Annotated in this window: 17 protein-coding genes; 2 read left to right on the forward strand and 15 right to left on the reverse strand. The window is 29.2% G+C overall.

Annotated features, from left to right (window positions below):
* Positions 1-11: 11 nt before the first annotated feature.
* Entirely contained in the window at positions 12-965 is a 954-nt protein-coding gene (locus L3B96_RS24365; RefSeq protein ID WP_017211248.1) for a methyl-accepting chemotaxis protein, read from the forward strand.
* A gap of 89 nt (positions 966-1,054) precedes the next feature.
* Here L3B96_RS24365 and L3B96_RS24370 read toward each other — a convergent pair whose 3' ends face one another.
* The 14 genes from L3B96_RS24370 to L3B96_RS24435 form a co-directional block, all read right to left on the reverse strand.
* A complete protein-coding gene (locus L3B96_RS24370; RefSeq protein WP_238948803.1) occupies positions 1,055-1,933 on the reverse strand; it encodes an aldose 1-epimerase family protein in 879 nt (292 codons plus the stop codon).
* A gap of 189 nt (positions 1,934-2,122) precedes the next feature.
* Positions 2,123-2,812: a metallophosphoesterase gene (locus L3B96_RS24375; protein ID WP_238948804.1), complete on the reverse strand. Its 690-nt coding sequence runs from the start codon at positions 2,810-2,812 to the stop codon at positions 2,123-2,125.
* A 26-nt stretch (positions 2,813-2,838) separates the two neighbouring features.
* Positions 2,839-3,099: an EscU/YscU/HrcU family type III secretion system export apparatus switch protein gene (locus L3B96_RS24380; RefSeq protein WP_012060762.1), complete on the reverse strand. Its 261-nt coding sequence runs from the start codon at positions 3,097-3,099 to the stop codon at positions 2,839-2,841.
* A 141-nt stretch (positions 3,100-3,240) separates the two neighbouring features.
* Entirely contained in the window at positions 3,241-5,124 is a 1,884-nt protein-coding gene (locus L3B96_RS24385; RefSeq protein WP_238948805.1) for a flagellar hook-length control protein FliK, read from the reverse strand.
* Between the two features lie 281 nt (positions 5,125-5,405).
* Positions 5,406-6,476, reverse strand: coding sequence for a butyrate kinase (gene buk / locus L3B96_RS24390; protein ID WP_238948806.1), 1,071 nt, complete (start codon positions 6,474-6,476; stop codon positions 5,406-5,408).
* Positions 6,477-6,910: 434 nt separating this feature from the next.
* Complete coding sequence (gene tlp, locus L3B96_RS24395) at positions 6,911-7,138, reverse strand: small acid-soluble spore protein Tlp (RefSeq protein WP_238948807.1); 228 nt, start codon at positions 7,136-7,138, stop codon at positions 6,911-6,913.
* Positions 7,139-7,459: 321 nt separating this feature from the next.
* Positions 7,460-8,680, reverse strand: coding sequence for a tyrosine--tRNA ligase (gene tyrS, locus L3B96_RS24400; protein WP_238948808.1), 1,221 nt, complete (start codon positions 8,678-8,680; stop codon positions 7,460-7,462).
* Positions 8,681-8,979: 299 nt separating this feature from the next.
* Entirely contained in the window at positions 8,980-10,128 is a 1,149-nt protein-coding gene (locus tag L3B96_RS24405; RefSeq protein WP_238948809.1) for an RNA-binding domain-containing protein, read from the reverse strand.
* Positions 10,129-10,334: 206 nt separating this feature from the next.
* A complete protein-coding gene (locus L3B96_RS24410; RefSeq protein WP_012060772.1) occupies positions 10,335-11,417 on the reverse strand; it encodes a diguanylate cyclase in 1,083 nt (360 codons plus the stop codon).
* A gap of 632 nt (positions 11,418-12,049) precedes the next feature.
* Positions 12,050-12,925 (reverse strand): UTP--glucose-1-phosphate uridylyltransferase GalU, encoded by an 876-nt coding sequence (gene galU / locus L3B96_RS24415; protein ID WP_012060773.1) that lies wholly within the window; start codon positions 12,923-12,925, stop codon positions 12,050-12,052.
* A 183-nt stretch (positions 12,926-13,108) separates the two neighbouring features.
* Positions 13,109-14,197 (reverse strand): Gfo/Idh/MocA family oxidoreductase, encoded by a 1,089-nt coding sequence (locus L3B96_RS24420; protein ID WP_012060774.1) that lies wholly within the window; start codon positions 14,195-14,197, stop codon positions 13,109-13,111.
* A gap of 241 nt (positions 14,198-14,438) precedes the next feature.
* Complete coding sequence (locus L3B96_RS24425; protein WP_012060775.1) at positions 14,439-15,044, reverse strand: sugar transferase; 606 nt, start codon at positions 15,042-15,044, stop codon at positions 14,439-14,441.
* Between the two features lie 110 nt (positions 15,045-15,154).
* Complete coding sequence (locus tag L3B96_RS24430) at positions 15,155-16,372, reverse strand: glycosyltransferase family 4 protein (protein WP_238948810.1); 1,218 nt, start codon at positions 16,370-16,372, stop codon at positions 15,155-15,157.
* A 370-nt stretch (positions 16,373-16,742) separates the two neighbouring features.
* Positions 16,743-17,999 carry a glycosyltransferase gene (locus L3B96_RS24435; protein ID WP_238948811.1) on the reverse strand — a complete coding sequence of 419 codons (1,257 nt, stop codon included), beginning with the start codon at positions 17,997-17,999 and terminating at the stop codon, positions 16,743-16,745.
* Between the two features lie 538 nt (positions 18,000-18,537).
* On the opposite strand from L3B96_RS24435, the gene wecB reads away from it, so the two are divergent.
* A complete protein-coding gene (wecB, locus tag L3B96_RS24440) occupies positions 18,538-19,602 on the forward strand; it encodes a UDP-N-acetylglucosamine 2-epimerase (non-hydrolyzing) (RefSeq protein ID WP_077855247.1) in 1,065 nt (354 codons plus the stop codon).
* Positions 19,603-19,759: 157 nt separating this feature from the next.
* Here the strand turns inward: wecB and L3B96_RS24445 are convergent, their stop codons facing one another.
* Complete coding sequence (locus L3B96_RS24445; protein WP_238948812.1) at positions 19,760-21,265, reverse strand: O-antigen ligase family protein; 1,506 nt, start codon at positions 21,263-21,265, stop codon at positions 19,760-19,762.

A 21,265-nucleotide genomic window follows, 5' to 3' on the forward strand; every position in this document is an offset into this window, starting at 1 on the left:
GGGAATATAACATGGGATTTTTTAACAAAAACAATAATAAAAATACTACTATGACAGAAACTATTGTATCAAATGTTTCTAACAGTGGGGAAAATAATACTAACGCTAGTCAAAAAAATTTAACTAACATCAATGATTTAAGAGAAAAAGCTGTTTTAATTGATAGTTCTATAAAAAACGCTTCGTCTACTGCATCAGAATTAGTATCTTCTGCTGAAGCTCAAAGCAGAGAAATAAGTAATGTTAAGAATATCTTATCAGGTTTTCGTGCTAATATGGAAGACTTAGCAATTAACATTACTAATGTTCACATTAAAGTGTTGGATACTGATAAATTGGCTGATACAGGATTAAATACAATAGGAAATTTAGATACATCTCTAAATGAGCTTGAAGACGCTTTCACAATATCAACTTCAACAGTAAATGCTTTAGTATCAAAACTTGAATCTGTAAACAGTATAACTGATTCTATAAGCCAAATCGCAAGCCAAACGAATCTTCTATCATTAAACGCAGCTATAGAGGCTGCAAGAGCTGGTGAAGCTGGTAAAGGCTTTTCTGTTGTCGCAGGTGAAGTTAGAAAACTTGCAGAAAACTCAAAACTTGCTGTTCAAAGTATAACTAGTATACTTGAAGAAATTAAAATAGACATATTAAAAGCTTCTAATGCAATGAATTCTGGTAATTCAGCATTAACAACTCAACATAACTCACTACAAGAAGCTAAAACTAGTTTTTCCGATATTAAAACTTCTATAGAAGATGCCACTGAAGAAATTAGCACTTGCATAGAAAATTTGACTACTGCTTCTGAGGCAAAAGATACTGTTATTAATTCAATTGATAACGTAAGCGTTCTTTTCAAAGAACATGAATCTTTATCAAAAGAAATTATTACAGATCTTAATAGCCAAGAAGATGCTATTAAAAAGATGAGCAATTCAATAGAACATTTATCATAGATTTTAAAATTTATTTATTAATAAACAATAGAAAGCTATCTAATATTTTCAATTAGATAGCTTTTATTATTTCAATTATACTATAATTTTTACTCTTCAATAGAAATTATATAGCTACAGTTAAATTCTTTTCCTTCTTCTAAGAACATTATTCCTTCTTTATCCTTAAAGTCTCCATTAAAATCGCCATAGTCAGCATGACCAAACCAAGGTTCTATACATACAAATGGAGCGCCATCAACTGGAGCCCATATTCCCATGTAAGGAAATCCATCAAACTCCACACTTAAAGACTTATTATGATTCTTTGATTTTATTGTAATTTTATTTGATTTTAAATCATCAAATACTAATGCATCATCTTTAAATATATCTTTTTTAAGTTCAATAATATCACTATTAGTTAAATAATCTTTTTTTTCATGGGTAAAATATGTATTCTTATCAAAACACATAATTGAGCTATTCTCTCTCTCATTAAACTTAAGATAATAATCCTCTAATATCTCTGTTTTTTCAATTGGACACATAAATGCCGGATGAGCTCCAATTGAAAAATAGATTTTTTTATCATCCAAGTTGATAACTTTATAACTTACCTTTACACTATTTTCTTTAATAGTATAAGTAACCTGGAAAGAAAACTTATATGGATATACTTCAAGACTTTTATCTGAGAACTTTAACTCAAAAGTAATAGATTCATTGCTTTGACTTAGCAATGTAAATTGAGAAATTCTTGCTAATCCATGAGATGGTAATTCATATTCCTTTCCATCAACTTTATACTTAGAATCCTTTAGCTTCCCTATTATAGGAAATAAATGTGGTGCATGGTATTTCCAATATTCCGGATTCCCATTCCAGAGATATTCAGTGCCTTCCTTCTTGCCTGTTATAGAGTGTAGTTCGCCTCCATGTTCACTAGCAGTAATTTTAATTTTTTTATTTTCTAAGGAATAAATCATAAAACGTCACTCCAAATCTTATTATAATTATGTAAAGAAATATAACCTACTTATTCCAGTTATATTTATAATAATATATAAATACAATTACCTAATTGCTTATTATTAATATCATTTAGATTGATTTTAGACTCCAACAATTTTCTGTTTATATTTGTTGAATTAAACTTCAATTCTATATTATCTGCTTCATAATATCTTTTTGGGATCAAAATTCAAATAATCTGCTGATGTTAATATATATTCTACTCCATCTAAATATCCATTTAATACTTTCCCAAGTAGTATTGGACCATGCAAATGTCCATATATAACTTTTTCTACTTTGTATTCTTTAATCATTCGTGTAAATTCAGATTCCTCAAATTTATCATTTGTAGGAGGATAATGAAGCATAACAATTATCTTTTCAAATCCACTATTTTTCGCAGCATCTAACGAAAGTTTCAACCTTATCTGTTCTCTGGTATATATTTTCTCATCCTTGCTAGTATATTTATCCCCACCAGGGCACATCCATCCCCTAGTCCCGCATATAGCATAATCTTCATAAGTATAAAAATTATTTTGGAGAAACTTAGTATTTTCATACATCTTATTTAATTTTGATATGCTCCCCCACCAATAATCATGGTTTCCTTTGCTTATAATCTTTTTGCCTGGTAATTCATTTATCCAGTCCAAATCATATTTACTATCAGTCTCTTTTAAAGACCAAGATATATCTCCAGCTATAAGCACCATATCTTTTTCAGTTATTTTTTCAAGCCAGTTTTCTTTTATTTTATCAGAATGCGCTTTCCACTTATCTCCAAAAATGTCCATTGGCTTTTCAACATTAAAACCTAAGTGTAAATCTGAAATAGTATAAAGTGCCATTTTCTCACCTTCCGTGTTTCTTCTATCTATAATCTCTTCTTATCCAAATCAGTAAGAAAAGCAATTACATGAGCTACTGCTTCATATAATTCCGTAGGAATTTCATCTCCAACATCTACATTACACAATAAATCAGTTAGCTCTTTATTGTATACTATTGGTACTTCGTTTTGCGTTGCTTTTTCTATTATTTTATCTGCAATATGCCCCATTCCAGCTGCTGTAACTACTGGTGCATCGCTATTAAATTCATACTTTAATGCCGCGGCTTTCTTCCTCTGATTCATATTCCTGTACACTCCTAACCAATATTTTCAATAGTGCTAAAATGTACAATTAAAGCTAAAATTCCTTACGATCTAAAAGCATTATAATTAAGACTCCTTTATTGCACATTAACTGCGTATTTTAAATGAATACACTAATTATTATACCTTAATATCGATAGCAGAAATAGTTAAATCGTTAAAGAAATTTCTACAACTTACTAAGTCCACAGGCTTTTCCTTCATGGATACACTTATATTAACAAACAACCCAAGTGTTGATAACCCATCTGCTAACTTAGATTTATTATTGTTTAAAATAGATGCAAAATAACTTTCACATTTTAAATTTACATCAATTCTGTTATCTCTTAATGTCAAATATCCATCGATCTCTCCTAAATTAGCTGTTTTAACACTAACAACCATTTTAGCATTAGTCTTATCTATTTTTTTACCATCTTTTCTATTATCCTTTATTATTAGTTTACATGGATATTCTTGGCTATTTGCATTTATAGGAATATTTAAATAATAATACTCATTGCTTATGGAATTGAATACCTTAATATCATTTATATTATTTTTTATTAAATGCATTATTTTTTCATATCCTGCATCCTTTAAATCCACATGCGCTATTAAGTTCTTAACTATATCCCTTACTCCATCTATCTTGAATTTCATATCAGCTTTTATAGCTTCTTTGCTATCTAAATTACTTCTTAATAGTAAATCCTCATTTTTTAGATCAGCAAAGTTTTCCTTAAATGATGTTGACAATTCCTTAGGCTGTATATTTCCACCTTTATCATTAGATACTGTTTCTTCATAGTGATCTTTTCCTTCAATTCTATTATTCAATAATTTGTTGAATTCTTTATATTCACTATCAGTAAGTTTAACTTCCCTGCCTTCAATATTACTTAATAATATTTCTAATTTATTTTTATTTGATGATTCTATAAGACTTTGTGCTTGTGTCTTGGGTTCACTATCAGTTGTGATGCTATTACCCATTGTTTCCTTTATTAGCTCAACTATTTCTTTATTATTTAATTTTTCAACTAACGAAGGTGGAAGATTTACTTTTTGAGTATTCAAGTTATTTTTCTCATTATCAGCAAACTTTTGAGCCATATTTAATTCACTATCTTCACTTCCTGCTAATGTTTTTAATACATCCAGAACATTTATTTTCCTATTTGAAGGATCATTCTCATTATACAACTTCGATGCTATTGCTTTAGTTGCATCTGTAGTATTCTTCATCAGGTCAATTTCTCTATCTATTGTTTTATTTTTAACTACAGTCTCAAAGTTATTATTTGGTGATTCTATAAAATTTAATGACTCATTCATCTTTTTTAATATTTGCTCTATTGATGAATTTCCTTTAAATAACTTGTTAAAACTATCTATACTTTCTTCCGAAAAATCCAAGTTATTTTCTATAAATGTAAGTATATCGTCTTGTGACATATTCTTAAATTCATTCAGGAACTTGGTAAGCATCTCTTTAACAGCTTGACCTTCCTCACTATTACCAGATATATTTTTACTTTGAAGATATGTTTGAATAAATGCATCTATTTCTTTTGGATTGGAACTTACCTTTCCATTAAATTGAATTAATCCTTTAATTAAATTAATATTATCTCTAGTTAGAGGAAGATTACGCTTAACCATCTGTTTTAAAATATCAATATCATCCTTTGAAAGGCCTTCTTTATCGATTATTTCCTGAAAGCTTTCATCGCCACTTGATTTTTCATCTACAGAATCTTCTACTAGTTTTAATTTTAACTTCCCATTTTCAAATCCGTTTACTTGGAACTTAACTAACTTAAGATCATCCAAATTGATATTTCCCTCAAGCTCAGCAATAAATTGCCATCCATCTGATAACTTGACTGTAATATCTTTTCCATCTCCCTTTGCAACTACTCTTCCTGTAAAGCGTTCCCCTACTTCAAAAGTTAACTTGCTAGAAATTTTTTTTGTATTTATATTATATCCATTATTTATATTCCAAATTCCTGGCATATTATCTTCTCCCCTACTAATTTCATTCGTACTTTCCCGATCACTCTATTATACTTATCGTATGAACATAGCATAAGTTAACTAAAAAATAAAATGTTATTAATTACAATCTAGATATTCAGCATGATTAATCTATTATAATATTATCCGAGTACACACATATTCGATATAACATTATATCATTTATACTTGCAAATTTTAAGGTTATAAAAAATAAGGTGAAGCTTCCTTTTTAAAGAACCCTCACCTCTATCATTATCTTATTAAATTCAATTAATAATCTAGTTATATTCTTTAACTTCTTCTTCTCCGTTAAGTACTCTAATTACGCCTTGTGCTAAAGCAAGCATTTCATCTTCACCAGGATAGATCACTATAGGTGCTATAAACCCTACTCGTTCTCTTATTAGATTGACCATAGGCTTACCATATGCCATTCCCCCAGTTAAAATTATAGCGTCAACATTACCGTTAAGTACTGTTGCTGCCGCACCTATCTCCTTTGAAACTTGATATCCCATAGCATCGTGTACCATCTTAGCCTTTGGATCTCCATCTAGTGCAGCACTTTCTACAACCCTAGCATCGTTTGTGTCAAGATAAGCTACAAAGCCACCTTTTCCTGTTATTTTCTTTAAGATTTCTTCCAGTGTATATTTTCCGCTAAAACACATTCTAGCCAAATCGCCTGATGGAACTCCACCACTTCTTTCTGGTGAAAAAGCCCCTTCTCCATCAAGTGCATTATTAACATCCACTATTTTTCCTTTTTTATGTGCTCCTACAGAAACGCCACCACCCATGTGTGCTACGATAACATTTACATCTTCATAATTTTTAGAGTTTTCTTTAGCGTATCTTTTAGCTACTGCCTTTTGATTTAGCGCATGAAAAATACTCTTCCTTGGAAGCTCTGGAACACCTGACAATCTAGCTATTTCTTCCATTTCATCTACTACTACTGGATCCACTATGAATGCAGATTTACCAATAGATTTCGAAATTTGATTTGCTATTATAGCACCTAGATTAGATGCATGCTCTCCTTTAATACTTTCTTTTAAATCATTTAACATATTATCATTTACATTATATGTGCCACTTAGGATTGGTTTTAAAAGCCCCCCCCTGCCTACTACTGCATCTAATTCCTTTATATCTATTTTATTATCTTTCAATATCTTCAATATAACTTCTGTTCTAAAGTTTTGTTGATCAGAGATATGCCTAAATTTTCCTATTTCTTCTGAAGAATGTCTTATAGTTTCTCCAAATACTTCCTTTTCATCCTCAAATACAGATATTTTTGTTGACGTAGAACCTGGGTTTATTATTAATAATTTATAGCTCACACTTTTTCCTCCCTTAAGATTTTATTTTCAATATTCCAATATGACCTGTAAAATTAAATTTTATAGTAATTCAAAAATATTAATTGCTACTGCCATTAATGAAAATTTTGTAGAAAATACAAATATGTTGGCGATAATATTATATACTGTATATTGGATTGTTACAAGAAATAATTACTATATAATTTAAACCTTTTCATCACCTTACTATTATAACCTGAAACTATGTAAATTAACAAATACTTTTTTTCATATAATTAGGATATTCATTAAGCTTTTAAATAAAAATCACTTGTGACTTATAAATAATTCACAAGTGATTTTTATTTTACACCTAGTAACTTAATATATTTGAATAAGGTATACTATATATTAATAATATACTTTATACTTTATTTTTTTGTTAAATGCTATTAAATTTATGCTTATTTCTTCTACTTATATCCTCTTTCTTTATCCAATGCTTCATCTCTAATTTCTTCTCTCATGCCTCGAAGCGCTTCTTCTCTTCTATCATTCTTCTCTTTTAATGTTTCTTGCATTTTAGGATCATCAGTTTTTTCTATCATTTCATCTGCAAGTTCGCAATTCAAGATGGTTCTATCAATGTTATATTGAATTCTATCTACATTATCTTTTCTGTTATCTAGTTTACTTTTCATAATTGTATCTCTCCTTTGTTTAAATATTAGAATTACTTATATTCAAGTAATTTTCATTTTTTATTATTTACAAGATAATAATTTATTATGTACAAACATATGATACCCGTAAAAAATATAAATACTAATCTGACTTGCCGATACATCATCATAAAATATTATTAATATGTTTGTATGTATTATAGATGAGACTGCCATATATATGATTTATACTTATTTGGCAACAATATTTGAAAGCTTTTATTAGTATTCAAAAAAACAAAAAGTTGTTAACTAAAAGTCTTTACACCTTCAATTAACAACATATTTTATATAATAAAATTATTTAATTTCCATCTTATTATAGTTTTTCTTTCCTCTTTTAATTAATACAGCACCATCTTGGAAGTCTTCTTCAGTTAAGATTCTATTAACTTCCTCAACTTTGACTCCATTGATAGACAAGCCACCTTGCTCAATTAATCTTCTACCTTCTTTTTTAGATGGAATAATTTTAGTACTTGCCATTACATCTAATATAGGTAAACCAATTTCTTCTTTGGCTATAGTAACAGTTGGAACATTTGACATATCAGCTCCACCAGCAAATAATGCTGTTGCAGCTTCTTCTGCCTTCTTAGCTTCTTCTTCTCCATGAACAAGTTTAGTTATCTCATACGCAAGAACTTTCTTAGCTCCATTTATCTCAGCTCCTTCAAGCGCACCTAATCTCCTCACTTCATCCATTGGTAAAAATGTTAATAATGCCAAGCATTTTTCAACATCTGCATCATCTACATTTCTCCAATATTGATAAAAATCATATGGTGAAGTTTTTGCTGGATCTAACCATAACGCGCCTCCAACAGTCTTACCCATTTTTTGTCCTTGACTATTTGTAAGTAAAGTACAAGTCATAGCCATAGCTTCCCCTTGAGCTTTTCTTCTTACAAGTTCAACTCCAGCTATCATATTAGACCATTGATCATCTCCGCCAAGCTGCATTTTACAGTTATATTTTTGATTTAATTCATAAAAATCATATCCTTGCATTAACATATAGTTAAATTCTAAGAATGATAATCCTTTTTCTAATCTTTGTTTAAAGCATTCTGCTGTTAACATTCTGTTTACAGAAAAGTGCACTCCTACTTCTCTTAAGAAATCAACATAATTAAGATTTAAAAGCCAATCAGCATTGTTTGCTAATATTGCCTTACCATCAGAAAAATCTATAAATCTCTCCATTTGTTTCTTAATAGACTCTACATTATGCTGAATATCTTCTTTAGTAAGCATTTTTCTCATGTCAGTTTTACCACTTGGATCTCCAACCATAGCAGTTCCACCACCAATTAAAGCTATCGGTCTATGTCCTGCTCTTTGCATATGAGCCATAAACATCATTGCTATAAAGTGTCCTACATGTAAGCTATCTGCTGTAGGATCAAACCCTATATAGAAGGTTATTTTTTCATTCTCCAATAATTTTCTTGTTTCTTCTTCATGTGTAAATTGTTTTATGTATCCTCTCTCTAATAGCTCATCTAATACATTTGCCATTATATAGTACCTCCTAAAATTTTCTTATTTAAGTTAATATAAACTAATTGCAGATTACAAGTCCAGATTATAAAAACTATACGTATTTCTCAAAAAATATATTTTAGCTTCATGAATTTATTAAACTTTTCATCATAACTTTTTGTTACCTAAGTTTTTAACTTATACTGCATTTCAGGTTAATAAAGTAAGATTATTCTAAATTTCATATTAGAATTACTTATTATAGTATATCCTCAACCTTAAATTTTGGCAATAATTCATATTTTATATACACTTATTTAGATTTAAACTCCATGTCATTTAATTTCAACGCCCGGCAATATCACCTTGAAACTATGTTCTGCTCGTGAATTAATAAATTTAACTCTGCCTTTCCCTTTAAAAGAATTTTTAATAATTGCAAATCCTCTTCCGCTATTTAAAAATCTTCTTTTCTCATCTAAAGAAATTAGTTTTTCATATAACCAAATATTTCTTTTATTATAATTAGTTCTTTGCCCTTTTACATTTTCATCTATGAACTCACCAGGACTTGAAATAATAATCTTATTCCTATCTATAATTATTTCGATTATTTTATTCAAATCAAAGTACTCTCTATATAGAACTGCATTCTTTATTGCTTCAATTATTGCTTGCATTGGATAATTCTTTGGTAATATCTCTTTTATTTTTTCTTCTGCATTATCTATCATAGATAAAAGATTTCCTTGAATTATGTGCAATTCTCCATTAGCTTTTTCTAACTTATTAATGATTTTTATCATATTGTTAGGAATATATATATAATTCTTATCAGAAAATACAAGCAATCCTCCATATGTGCATTTAAGAGGTGCGCCTTCTTTATGTTCAAAGGCTATTCCTGCACTTAACAGTAAAAATCTCTTATTTTCTTCATTAATTTCTATGCCTTTTTTACTGAAATATCTATTAACTAATTCCATATTTAAAATATCAATGCTACTTTTTATAAGAGGGCATGTTTCAATAGTTAAGCTTAGATTTTCCTCAAATAATACAATTAATTCTTGCTTTCTCATTACATCTGTAGTAGAACCTCTCCTTATATAAAAAGCTCCATTATCCCTAACTTGATATGGCTTTTGTCCCCCATCATAAATTGATATTACGCCTATTTTCTTATTTTTAATCTCTACAAAATCAACTTCTATTGGTATTGGAGGCTCACATCTTGTCGTTATTATTTGCTGTATCTGCTCTTCTTTAAACATGTCATTTTCTTGTATGCCTATAATATTCTTTGTTTTATCTTCAACTCCAACAATTATATATCCTCTTCCCCCACTAGAATTAGCTATGGCACATATATCTTTAGTTAATTCTTTCTTACCTGTCTCACAGAAAAGCTCTAGTTTCAATTTAAAATCTAACTTTGTTCCTTCTTCTCTTTTTATCAAAGATAGTAACTTTTTACTATCCATAATATACCCTCCTTATATATTTATTAATAAATACCACAAGTTACAAAATATTTTACCGGATGCTTTAAAGATAATATAAATTTAGCCAATAACTACTTTTTAATTTAATAATAATTTTTTTACTTATCCACTATAAAATATTATTAGCCTAAATAATAAAAAAGCATTCTTATTAATATAAATAAGTTTGCTTTATAATATTATTATTAGATTTTAAATATATTTCCACTCAGAACTCTATTCTTACCACTTTTTTTAGCTTTATATAATAAATCATCAGCCTTACTTATAAGTTCATTTAAGTCTGTACCATTTAAAGGGAAAAATGAAATTCCAAAACTTGCTGTTATAGACTCATCTCTACCGTTAAAATTTATTTTACTACCTTCAATTGTACGTCGTATAGCTTCAATTTTGCTATATACATTATCCTCACTAGTAAAATCCGAAATATATAGGATAAATTCTTCCCCTCCATATCTGGCGAAGATATCATTTTTGTCTATTCCACACTTAATAATATTAGCTGTGTTAACCAAAATCTTATCACCAAATTGATGACCATATGTATCATTTACCTTCTTAAAATCATCTATATCTATCATTACTATGGCAAATTTATCGTTTAATTTTCTATTCTCCTTCTTTTCTAAGAATTCAAAAAAGTATTTCCTATTATATATTCCAAGTAGAGGGTCTCTTTGATTTATTTTTTCTAATTCTTTATATAGCAAAGAATTTTCTATTGCAATTGCAATCTGGTTTGCAATTGATCTAAGGAAAAGTTTAAGCTCTATGTTCATAAATTTATAGAGATTATGTTCTACTACTATATATCCAATAAATTTCTCTCTCAGCTTTATTGGCGATCCCATAATTGAATGTATGTCTATTTTATGTTCTCCAGTCTGCTTCAAAGGCTTTCTGGAATTAACTAAGAATTCTTCGCCCTTGTTTATATGCACAAACTCCTTAGAAGTTAGATTTATATTCATATTCTCAATATTGCTTGCCTTAACTATTAACTCACCATTTTCTATCATAAATATGGTTGAATATGTAACTCCTAGTATTCCAAGAATCATGTCATTAATTAGAGATATTAAATTATCACTGCTAAAAAATGTATTTATATATTTACTTACTTCTATTATATTAGATAAAGAATCTATGCTCTTTTCTAGTCTTACGTTTTTCTCATTTAGTTCTTGTATATGTTGTTCTGAAAACTTCTGATATGTTTCATATTCTATCTTTAGCGATTTATACAGCTTCTCATAATCCTGCATTTGTCCCACCATCCTCTAATCATACGAACTCCATGATTATATAACAACTTAAATTTACCATTATTTTATACTTAATACAATTATACTACAAGTAATAAAATAATTGAATACAATTACTTCAAGCTGTTTGTAAATTTTACTATATCTTTAAATTGCATATGCCAGCATGTACACGCCACAAAAAATTATAATAAGGTTAATTATAATTAGTTCTTTTTATAACGATTTTTACTATATTCTTCATCTCTCTTCAATTACTAGGAAAATTTTCATGAATTGCATCTTTCAATTTAGGATAAACTAATATTACAAAATTAATTTTACGAGGAGACAAAATAATGAGATTTATACAATGGCTTTTAGGTGTATTTATATTTTTATTGATATGTACACTATTTATACAATTTGGTAATTCGGTATTAAATATTGTATTACTTATTTCACTAATTATATTTGGTATAAGATTTTTAATTCAAAAGTATACCAATCGTTATTAGTTTTTAAAAGTTCAACTTCTAACATTGGATTTTTATATACATATCAAAACTACTATCGTTATGTATATTTTATAAATTAATAAATCCTAAAATATACTTTAGGATTTATTAATTTAATTACTCTTAATTTATTTTCTAATAGTTATTTTCCCATGGCTTAGAACTTAAATAATCTATAAATTCATCTCTTAATTCATCTTTCTTTAAGGCAAATTCTATTGTTGCTTGCAAGAATCCAAGTTTATCTCCCACGTCATATCTTTTACCTTCAAAGTTATATGCATACATAGCCTCAGTTCCAATTAAAGTTTTCAATGCGTCTGTTAATTGAATCTCTCCACCTTTTCCTGGCTTAGTATTTTCTAATATATTAAATATTTCTGGTGTTATAATATATCTTCCAAGTATAGCAACATTACTTGGCGCTTCTTCGGTATTAGGCTTTTCAACTAAATCTTTTACCTTATAAACTCTATCTTCAACATGTATTCCATCTACTATACCGTACTTGGAAACATTTTCTTTAGCTACTGTTTGAACTCCTAGGATAGTAGTTTTATATTCGCTATAACAGTCTATTAATTGTTTTAAGCATGGTTTTTCGCTATCAACAATATCATCACCTAGTAAAACAGCAAATGGTTCATTTCCAACAAAAGTCTTTGCACAATGAATTGCATGACCTAATCCTCTTGGTTCCTTTTGTCTTATATAATGTATATCAACCATATCAGATATATCTCTTACTAATTCAAGTAATTCTGATTTTCCAGACTTCTCTAATTCTAATTCTAATTCTACTGATTTATCAAAATGATCTTCTATAGATTTTTTGTTTCTACCTGTAATGATTAAGATTTCTTCAATTCCAGAAGCGATTGCTTCTTCAACTATGTATTGAATTGTTGGTTTATCAACTACTGGAAGCATCTCCTTTGGTTGTGCCTTAGTTGCAGGTAAAAATCTTGTTCCAAGACCTGCGGCTGGTATAATAGCTTTTTTTACTTTCACGATATATCATCCTCTCATCTTATTATTGGTAATTTAAATATATTAAGCCATAATAAACAATTCTAATTAATTTTGCCCAACACATTTTTTAAGTATTCCTATTTTATATATACTTTTTACATATTTATGAAATAATAGTTTAAATGTATTCAACAACTTAATACATTTAAACTAAAATCTTTGCTAATTCTCTTTCATATCTAATGTTTTAAAATCTGTTAATGGAAATTTTACTGGCATTCCTGTTTTTCTTGATTTATATGCTGCAAGTATTATAGACATTGCCTTCTTACCTTCTTCTCCTGATACTAGTGGATCTCTATTTTCATTTATAGCATCTATTACATCCTTAAATAACGGTGTGTGACCTTCCCCATATACGTTGTCTATTTTAACATTTACAGACTTCTTAACCGCTTCTTCATCTTCGCCTTCAAATCTCCATGTTTCAAGCTCATTAACTGCAAGACCACCAATTGATACTGCTCCTGTTTCGCCAAATATACTTAATGTTTCTTCTAGATTTTTAGGATAAACACAAGCTGATCCCTCAACTATTCCAATAGCACCATTTTTGAATCTTATTATTACAGCCCCAAAATCTTCAGCTTCAATATCTCTTAGATAAGTATCACATTCAGCATAAACTCTTTCGATTTCTCCACCCATCATCCATTGAAGTAAATCTATATTATGTATACACTGATTCATAAGTGTACCACCATCTAATGCCCAAGTTCCTCTCCAAGGTGCTTGTTCATAATATCCCATATTCCTATTCCAAAGTATTCTAGCTGTACCATTAACTAATTTTCCAAACTTTTTGTCTTCTATAGCTTCTCTTAATTTCTGTATAGGCTTATTAAACCTATTTTGATGACAAACTCCAAGCTTAACATCGTTTTCTTTAGCCACCTTAATCATTTCATTAGCATCTTCAATGGACATAGCCATTGGCTTTTCTACTAATGCACTAGCCCCCTTTTTCATGCTATGAATAGCAATTTCAGCATGATAACCACTTTCTGTTGCTATTGTAACCACATCTATATCTTCTTTTTCTAACATTTCTTTATAATCTGTATAGACATGCACAGAATCTTCAGCTGCTCCAGTTTTTTCTATGTATTCAGATTTCTTTGCTTCCGCTTTTTCTAAAACCACATCACAAGTCGCTACAAGTTCCGCTTCTTCTACATTTTTAGCTAATGCTTCAACATGCTTATATGAGATTCTTCCGCAACCAATAATAGCAAATTTTAATTTTTTCATATTAATCTACCTCTCTCAAATTAAATACTTTTAGTCAAATTCAATAGTTCATAATTTCCTTTAAAGTTAGTTTTACCAATGCATTTAGAACAATATTTTAAATACATACGCTAAAATCAGAAGTTAAGACACTAATTTTAAATAATAGTATTTTAACTTCATTAGCTATCGAAACGATTTTCTTTGATTTTTTAATTTCGAATTCTGTCTGAGATAATTACAAATCTATATTTTTCTTTGATTAAATGCATTTTACTATTGTTTTAAGTATTATATAAATATCTAAAAATATATTATTTTTATTTATATATTCTAGATTTAATGCAAGTTTATCTGGCATAATTGTGTTTATGTAAAAATCATCAGGATTTTCTGCTTCTCCAAGTAAATCATTTTCATCTCTATATCTAATTGATGCCAAATCTGTTATCCCTGGTTTAACTTCTAAAACCCTTCTCTGTTCCTCATTATACATCTTTACATATCTAGGAACTTCTGGTCTCGGCCCTACTAGGCTCATGTCCCCTTTAAATACATTTATTAATTGTGGAAGTTCATCAAGTTTATATTTTCTTAAGAAAGCACCTATTTTAGTAATTCTGCTATCATTCCCTACAGTAATTTGTCTTCCTAACTTTTCCGCATCCACAACCATAGTTCTAAACTTTAAAATCTCAAATTCTTTATTTTTTTCACCAATTCTTATTTGTTTAAAAAATACAGGTCCATCAGAATCTGTTTTTATCCTAATGGCAATAACTATCAAAATCGGACTTAAAACTATAAGTCCTAAAGTAGAACATATCAAATCAAATATTCTTTTAACTACTTTATTGAATGTATTCATCTATTTACTCCTAATTCATTTATTTCAGAACATATAATATTATATTAACTATTTTACAACTTTTTAGTCAATTCAGCTCATATTATTGAATTTCTTCATAAATTTTTAAGTTATTTTAGTGCATCTAAAAATTTCTCTGCAAGCCCGCGATAAGTATGATTTTCCAACACATAATCCTTACCATTTTGGCCCAAGTTATTTTTTTCATCTTCGCTTAAGTTTCTAATATCCATAACTGCTTTCACAACAGCATCTGGATCTTCTGCTGGTACCGTAATACCACAATTCGAATCCTTCACTGGATCATTCGAAGCCTCAACTGCATATATTACTGGTCTTGCTGCCATCATATAGTCAAATAATTTATTTGGACTTACGCCATAATTAAATAAATTTTGCTTTTTTAGTCCTATATAACATATGTCTAATAATCTTAGTACATTATCCATATTATCTTTAAGTACAGGATCTAGAAATTCAACATTCGTTACATTACTAGTTTTAGCATATTGTATTAATTCATTTTTCACGTTTCCATTTCCAACTAATACATACTTTATTTTTTCATCTGTAGTTTTCTTTGCAGCATCAATCATCGTATCTAATACATTAGCTGGCGAGTGATTTCCTGTATATCCAACTAAGAAATAACCTTCATCTTTTAGTTCTTGTAATCTTTCAATAGTTTTTTCCATAGGAGCATTTTTTTTCTCTCCAACAATTATTCCATTTGGAACATGAACATAATTATCCGCACTAAATCCCCTATCTTTCATATGACTATCTGCATTAGGTAAAATTGAAATAATTTTATCACAATTTTTAAAAGCAAAATCCTCTGCTCTTTGAAGCATAACTATAGCTGGATTATTCTTAGAATACCCTCCTATTTCCATTGGCGTTAAAGGCCATAAGTCATGTATCTCAAAAAACAGTTTAGCATTACTCCTCTTTGCAATCCTATGAGCTGGATATATATCTAAAGGATAAGTCGAAGATGCTATTACTGCATCTGGTCTATATTTATCGGCAAGTTTCTTATAATTCATTCTCAATTTGAACATGAATGTTGATATATTTTTAATTCTTCCAACTCCATTCCCCTGATATTCTGGAGTTTTAACCCATACATATGTAATTCCATCTATAATTTCTTCTTCGAAATCCTCTTTTATTTGTGGGTTTTTCTTTCGTAAATGTGAAAAATCAGCACCAAGTATGATTACTTTATGTCCCATATCAACCCATTCTCGCCCCATATAATAAGGTCTAAATTCCATTCCATGATAATCAGACCCTGCGTAATGATTTATAAGTAAGATATTCATCTTAATTGCTCCTTTTTTGCATTATAATGTTAATTAACGCTATAGATTATAACATAAGTGAAGCTCAAAATCTATGATTTTGCTATGTGAACTTACTCAGCGAGCGTATGTGAGTCGAGTTTCCTCTGAAAAATATCTTAAGAATTGCCCAAAATACTCTTTTCATACTCTCTACCACAATTATCTATTTTATGATTTTGCTAGTCAAACTTATCCAGCGAACGAAGGTGAGTCTGGAAAGTGAATGCTAAAATCTAACCTATCCGCAATCATCTTAGATAAACTTTCTGCCGCATTCTTCTTAGATAATCTATAATTAATATATACCAAAAAGTTCTGATAAAAATAAATCAGAACTTTTTAATTGATTTTATTGGACTGCTCTAATTCCATGTGCAAATTTTCTAAAATTACTATCTGCACAAAAATTTTCAGTCCAAAGTGAACGGCATCTATCACGGAATTTTTGTTTTTCTTCCTCTGATATTTCCGCCATATATTTAATTTTATTTCCAAGCTCCTCAGGATCGAAATCTTTATCCAATAACAATCCAGTTTCGCCCTCTTTAACAATCTCAGCCGTACCGCCTACATTAGTCGCAATTGTTGGAATTGAAAAAGAACATGCTTCCATGATACTAACCGGTAATCCTTCTGAACTACTTGTGTTTATGAACAAATCGACTGATTCATTTTTATAATATTCCATTAACTCGGAATTTTTAACACTCCCAGGAAAATTTGTCTCCATAAAATCAAGATTTTCTCTTGCATACTCCTTAATTTGATCCAAACCATCTCCTGCTCCAAAATGTGTCCATTTTAGATTTAATCCCGAATCTTTCAATGTTGCCAGTGACTTTGCCAATAAATCTATACGCTTTACTGGTGAAACATGGCAGCAACTCACAATTCTATATGTTAAGTCTTTTGATCCTTGAGAAGTTCCATAATCTTTTGTCCCAAGATATGCAGTTTTAATTTTATCTGAGTAATCTGGATAAAGCTTCTTTAGATAATTACTTCCATCGTCAGAACATGGATATACCGCGTCTAAATTTCTTAGGAAATAATATCTAAGTGGTATATAATTCATCGAGTTTTCATTAGCATAAAGATCATATCTATGTGTTCTACTTACTACTCTTGTAATCTTTTTACCATAAAGTTCTTTAAGTTTTATTGCCACAAAAGCAATATCATATAACCAATAACTATATAAAGTTATCCCGCTATACTCATCCATATTATATTTTTTAATGATTTCCAAAACTTCTTTTAAAACACTGTTTGCTTTTGCCGTAAAATATGTTAAATAAGCTTTCTTTTTTATGGAACCACTAATAGCATTGCGTTCTTCTTTATCTACACATCCATTATAATTATAAAATGGAAATAGCTTCACAGCACTAATAGGTAAACTATGCTTTATTTTTGAAGCCTTAATTTTATGTACTTCAAAGTTACTAGGAATACTTCTTGTTTGTACCGCATCATCAGCTACACTAGTTGCTATCACTATTACTTTTTCAAAAGCTTCAGAAAGCATTTTTATTTCGCCTTCTATAAATTCTTCTCCTTTATCAAAAGGAAAAACTTTAGTTAAAAGTACTAAACAGTTTTTCATCTTTTTCCCTCCAGAGTTATAATCAGTATAAGAATAACATATGAAATACTTCATTTCAACAATATGAATATAAGCTTTTACTTTATAATATCACCCATATTATTTCATTTATGAATTTTATATGATAAAATAACGTTATCTGATGTCTAGCCTCTATAGCACTTACTCTTTATGAGAGAGCCTTCTTTCAAAAGTCAGCTGAGTGATTATATAGCAATAAGCCAAGTACTCACAGGGAGATGGCGAAGGACAGAACATAAAAACTCTAAATCGAAATCTTATGTTTCTAAAATGTAAACTTTAGGAATTCGCTTTTGAGTGGTTCGCTTAGACGAGTTACACTAAATCAATTTTTAATTCTGCGTAAGTGTAATATCATTCGCATACACCTAGACATTGTGGTGATTATTTTTTATAAGTTTAACTAATATTCAGGTTGAGATAATTCTAATCTCAAATAAACTTCACTTTATATTTATTTATACGTAAATATAAATAATTTACAAATAAATACCTAAAATTTAAGGAGGCCTATTATATGAAAGTATTAACTGTTATAGGTGCAAGACCACAGTTCATTAAAGCCGCGACAGTATCTAATAAAATTAGAAGAAATGGAAACAGTGAGATTTTAGTACACACAGGACAGCATTATGATAATAATATGTCTGACATATTCTTTGAAGAGCTTGGAATTCCAAAGCCAGATTATAATTTAAACATTGGTTCATCTAATCATGGACATCAAACTGGCAGCATGTTAATATCTCTTGAAGAAATATACTTAAAAGAAAAGCCAGATATGGTTTTAGTTTATGGAGATACAAATTCAACTCTTGCAGGTAGCCTATGTGCAAGCAAATTATTAATTCCTGTAGCGCACGTTGAAGCTGGTCTTAGAAGTTTCAATAAGGCTATGCCTGAAGAGCAAAATAGAATATTAACAGACCATATATCCGATTTACTTTTCACACCTACTTTAACTGCTTTAAATAACTTAAAGGATGAAAATATTACAAAAGGTGTTCATAATGTCGGTGATGTAATGTATGATGCAATAAATCTCTTTAAAGAAAGAGCTAAAGATATATCAACAATACTTAACAAACTTGATTTAGCACCAAATAGTTATATACTTTCAACAATACATCGTGCTGAAAACACTAACAGTATTGAAAGATTATCTTCAATCATTACCGCTTTAAATAACTCTGGCAAGAGAATCATACTTCCACTACATCCTAGAACGAAGAAATTTATTGAAACGTATGATTTGCATGTTGGAGAAAATATAAGAATTATTGATCCTGTAGGATATTTAGATATGATTTCTCTTCAGGAAAATTCTCAAAAGATAGTTACAGATAGTGGCGGAGTTCAAAAAGAAGCATACTTCCTAAAGAAACCATGTATAACTATGAGAGATGAAACTGAATGGGTTGAAACCGTAACTAACGGTTGGAACGTTATAGTTGGAAGCAATTCTGATAAGATAATGGATGCTATAGAAAACTTCAATCCAACAGGTACTCCTGCTTCTGCATTTGGAAATGGAGACAGTTCTTCAATAATTACAGAAATTATTGAGAAATATTTAGGATAAGTGTAAATAAACATATTCTAAACATTTGAAATATAAAACTTTAACAACTCAAAATAATCAAATAAAAAATGGAAGGCATTCCTTCCATTTTTTATTTGATAATATATTAATATCTGAATTATGCTATATTTTAACTTATAAATACTCGTGTTCTCTATTATCCTATTCTATATTCCTTCATTGAAGATGATGATGTTGGTCTATACTCATCACTTTCCTTTTTGTAAACTTGTATACACGCTACTGCAAACCCCATAAGCATCCAATATGAAAATACATACGTTATGGAACTAGGCCCAAAACTTGCTGGTGCAAACGCTATAAGCCCAGTTGCAGCTGCAAAGCACATGGCACTTTTTTTCTTTATCCCAATAATTATATTTTGAACCAATAAATATAAATAGTATATACCATAAATCGCTAACCCTGGTAATCCAAAATCACCAAGTATCTCTATTGGATAGCAATGTGGACTATATATATTTCCCGTATTTCCTTGATCCTTAATATATTGTTCAACATTTCCTACTCCATAGCCTAGATAATGTTTCTCTTTTATTGTTCCTCTTAATACATCGCTTACTATTGTCCATCTAACATTAAGAGATCCATCTCCGCCTTCTTGAATTTCTTGCTCCCCTAGAGCATCAAGCTTATCTGCAAGACCATTTTTCTTCTGCTCCTGACCAGATTCTGTTTGTGCAATATTCATTATCATATAACTATATTTAAAGGCCAGAAAAAGAGAAATCACTAAAATTAATGGGCATACTATCCCCTTCAATCCTATCCTTTTTATATTTATAATTGAGTAAATCAAATAAACTACAACTCCAAATATAGCTGCTGCAAAACCTGTTCTTGATGTTATTATTGAAATTAGCGAAAAAGCAATAATTGAAGCAATTATACAAACTATCTTGAAAAACATATTCTCAACTTTGTATATTGCATAAAACCCAATTGGTAACAACATTGCAAGTGTAGCAGATAAATTATTTGGATTAAATGAAAATACTATTGGTCTTGCATTTATTAGATTTTGTTGATCTTTTGGCAAGAACTCAATAAATGCGTCAGCGTAATGTTTAACTGGCAATTGTCTTCCAAGAATAACTTCTATAAAACCAATTAATACGATAAGTAAAAGTAGCGACAATAATATAGCAATTGTTTTTTTAATTCTTTCCCTATTAATGTTATATACCATCATATTTACAATAAACGCAAACATCATCAAGTAGATAGCTATATACTTTATTGACAGGCTTTTGTTTAACGACCATATTATACTAACACACATATATATAAACCAAAGTACATATATTGCTAATACTTTTCTATCCAAGTCCATTAAAATCTGTCTGTCTTTAAATATTCTAAACAATGACATAAGTGTAAATATTCCCAAAACTATATGAAATAAATATACACTTTGCACTCTTGGTACATACAATGTATAGTCATAAAATGCAGAAATTAAAAGTAGTGTATAGAACATATTATATAAATCTTTATCTTTAAGAATAAAAACTACTAATATTACTACTGTCAATATGTACATTATAGATACTATATAACTTCCATTTGCTATTCCTAAAAATCCACTAATAGCAAATATAATAGCTAAAAATATATTTCTAATTACATCTTCTCTCGTCAT

It is taken from the genome of Clostridium sp. YIM B02569 (assembly GCF_022320765.1).
GTDB classification, from domain to species: Bacteria; Bacillota; Clostridia; order Clostridiales; family Clostridiaceae; genus Clostridium; species Clostridium beijerinckii.

Excerpts from the sequence above, each read along its gene's own strand:
- L3B96_RS24375 (WP_238948804.1), bottom strand. The coding sequence starts at position 2,812 with ATGGCACTTTATACTATTTCAGATTTACACTTAGGTTTTAATGTTGAA.
- L3B96_RS24425 (WP_012060775.1), bottom strand. The coding sequence starts at position 15,044 with ATGAATACATTCAATAAAGTAGTTAAAAGAATATTTGATTTGATATGT.
- L3B96_RS24365 (WP_017211248.1), top strand. The coding sequence starts at position 12 with ATGGGATTTTTTAACAAAAACAATAATAAAAATACTACTATGACAGAA.
- L3B96_RS24405 (WP_238948809.1), bottom strand. The coding sequence starts at position 10,128 with ATGGATAGTAAAAAGTTACTATCTTTGATAAAAAGAGAAGAAGGAACA.
- wecB (WP_077855247.1), top strand. The coding sequence starts at position 18,538 with ATGAAAGTATTAACTGTTATAGGTGCAAGACCACAGTTCATTAAAGCC.
- L3B96_RS24420 (WP_012060774.1), bottom strand. The coding sequence starts at position 14,197 with ATGAAAAAATTAAAATTTGCTATTATTGGTTGCGGAAGAATCTCATAT.
- tyrS (WP_238948808.1), bottom strand. The coding sequence starts at position 8,680 with ATGGCAAATGTATTAGATGAGCTATTAGAGAGAGGATACATAAAACAA.
- L3B96_RS24435 (WP_238948811.1), bottom strand. The coding sequence starts at position 17,999 with ATGAAAAACTGTTTAGTACTTTTAACTAAAGTTTTTCCTTTTGATAAA.
- L3B96_RS24430 (WP_238948810.1), bottom strand. The coding sequence starts at position 16,372 with ATGAATATCTTACTTATAAATCATTACGCAGGGTCTGATTATCATGGA.
- L3B96_RS24370 (WP_238948803.1), bottom strand. The coding sequence starts at position 1,933 with ATGATTTATTCCTTAGAAAATAAAAAAATTAAAATTACTGCTAGTGAA.
- L3B96_RS24445 (WP_238948812.1), bottom strand. The coding sequence starts at position 21,265 with ATGACGAGAGAAGATGTAATTAGAAATATATTTTTAGCTATTATATTT.
- L3B96_RS24380 (WP_012060762.1), bottom strand. The coding sequence starts at position 3,099 with ATGAATCAGAGGAAGAAAGCCGCGGCATTAAAGTATGAATTTAATAGC.
- L3B96_RS24410 (WP_012060772.1), bottom strand. The coding sequence starts at position 11,417 with ATGCAGGATTATGAGAAGCTGTATAAATCGCTAAAGATAGAATATGAA.
- L3B96_RS24385 (WP_238948805.1), bottom strand. The coding sequence starts at position 5,124 with ATGCCAGGAATTTGGAATATAAATAATGGATATAATATAAATACAAAA.
- tlp (WP_238948807.1), bottom strand. The coding sequence starts at position 7,138 with ATGAAAAGTAAACTAGATAACAGAAAAGATAATGTAGATAGAATTCAA.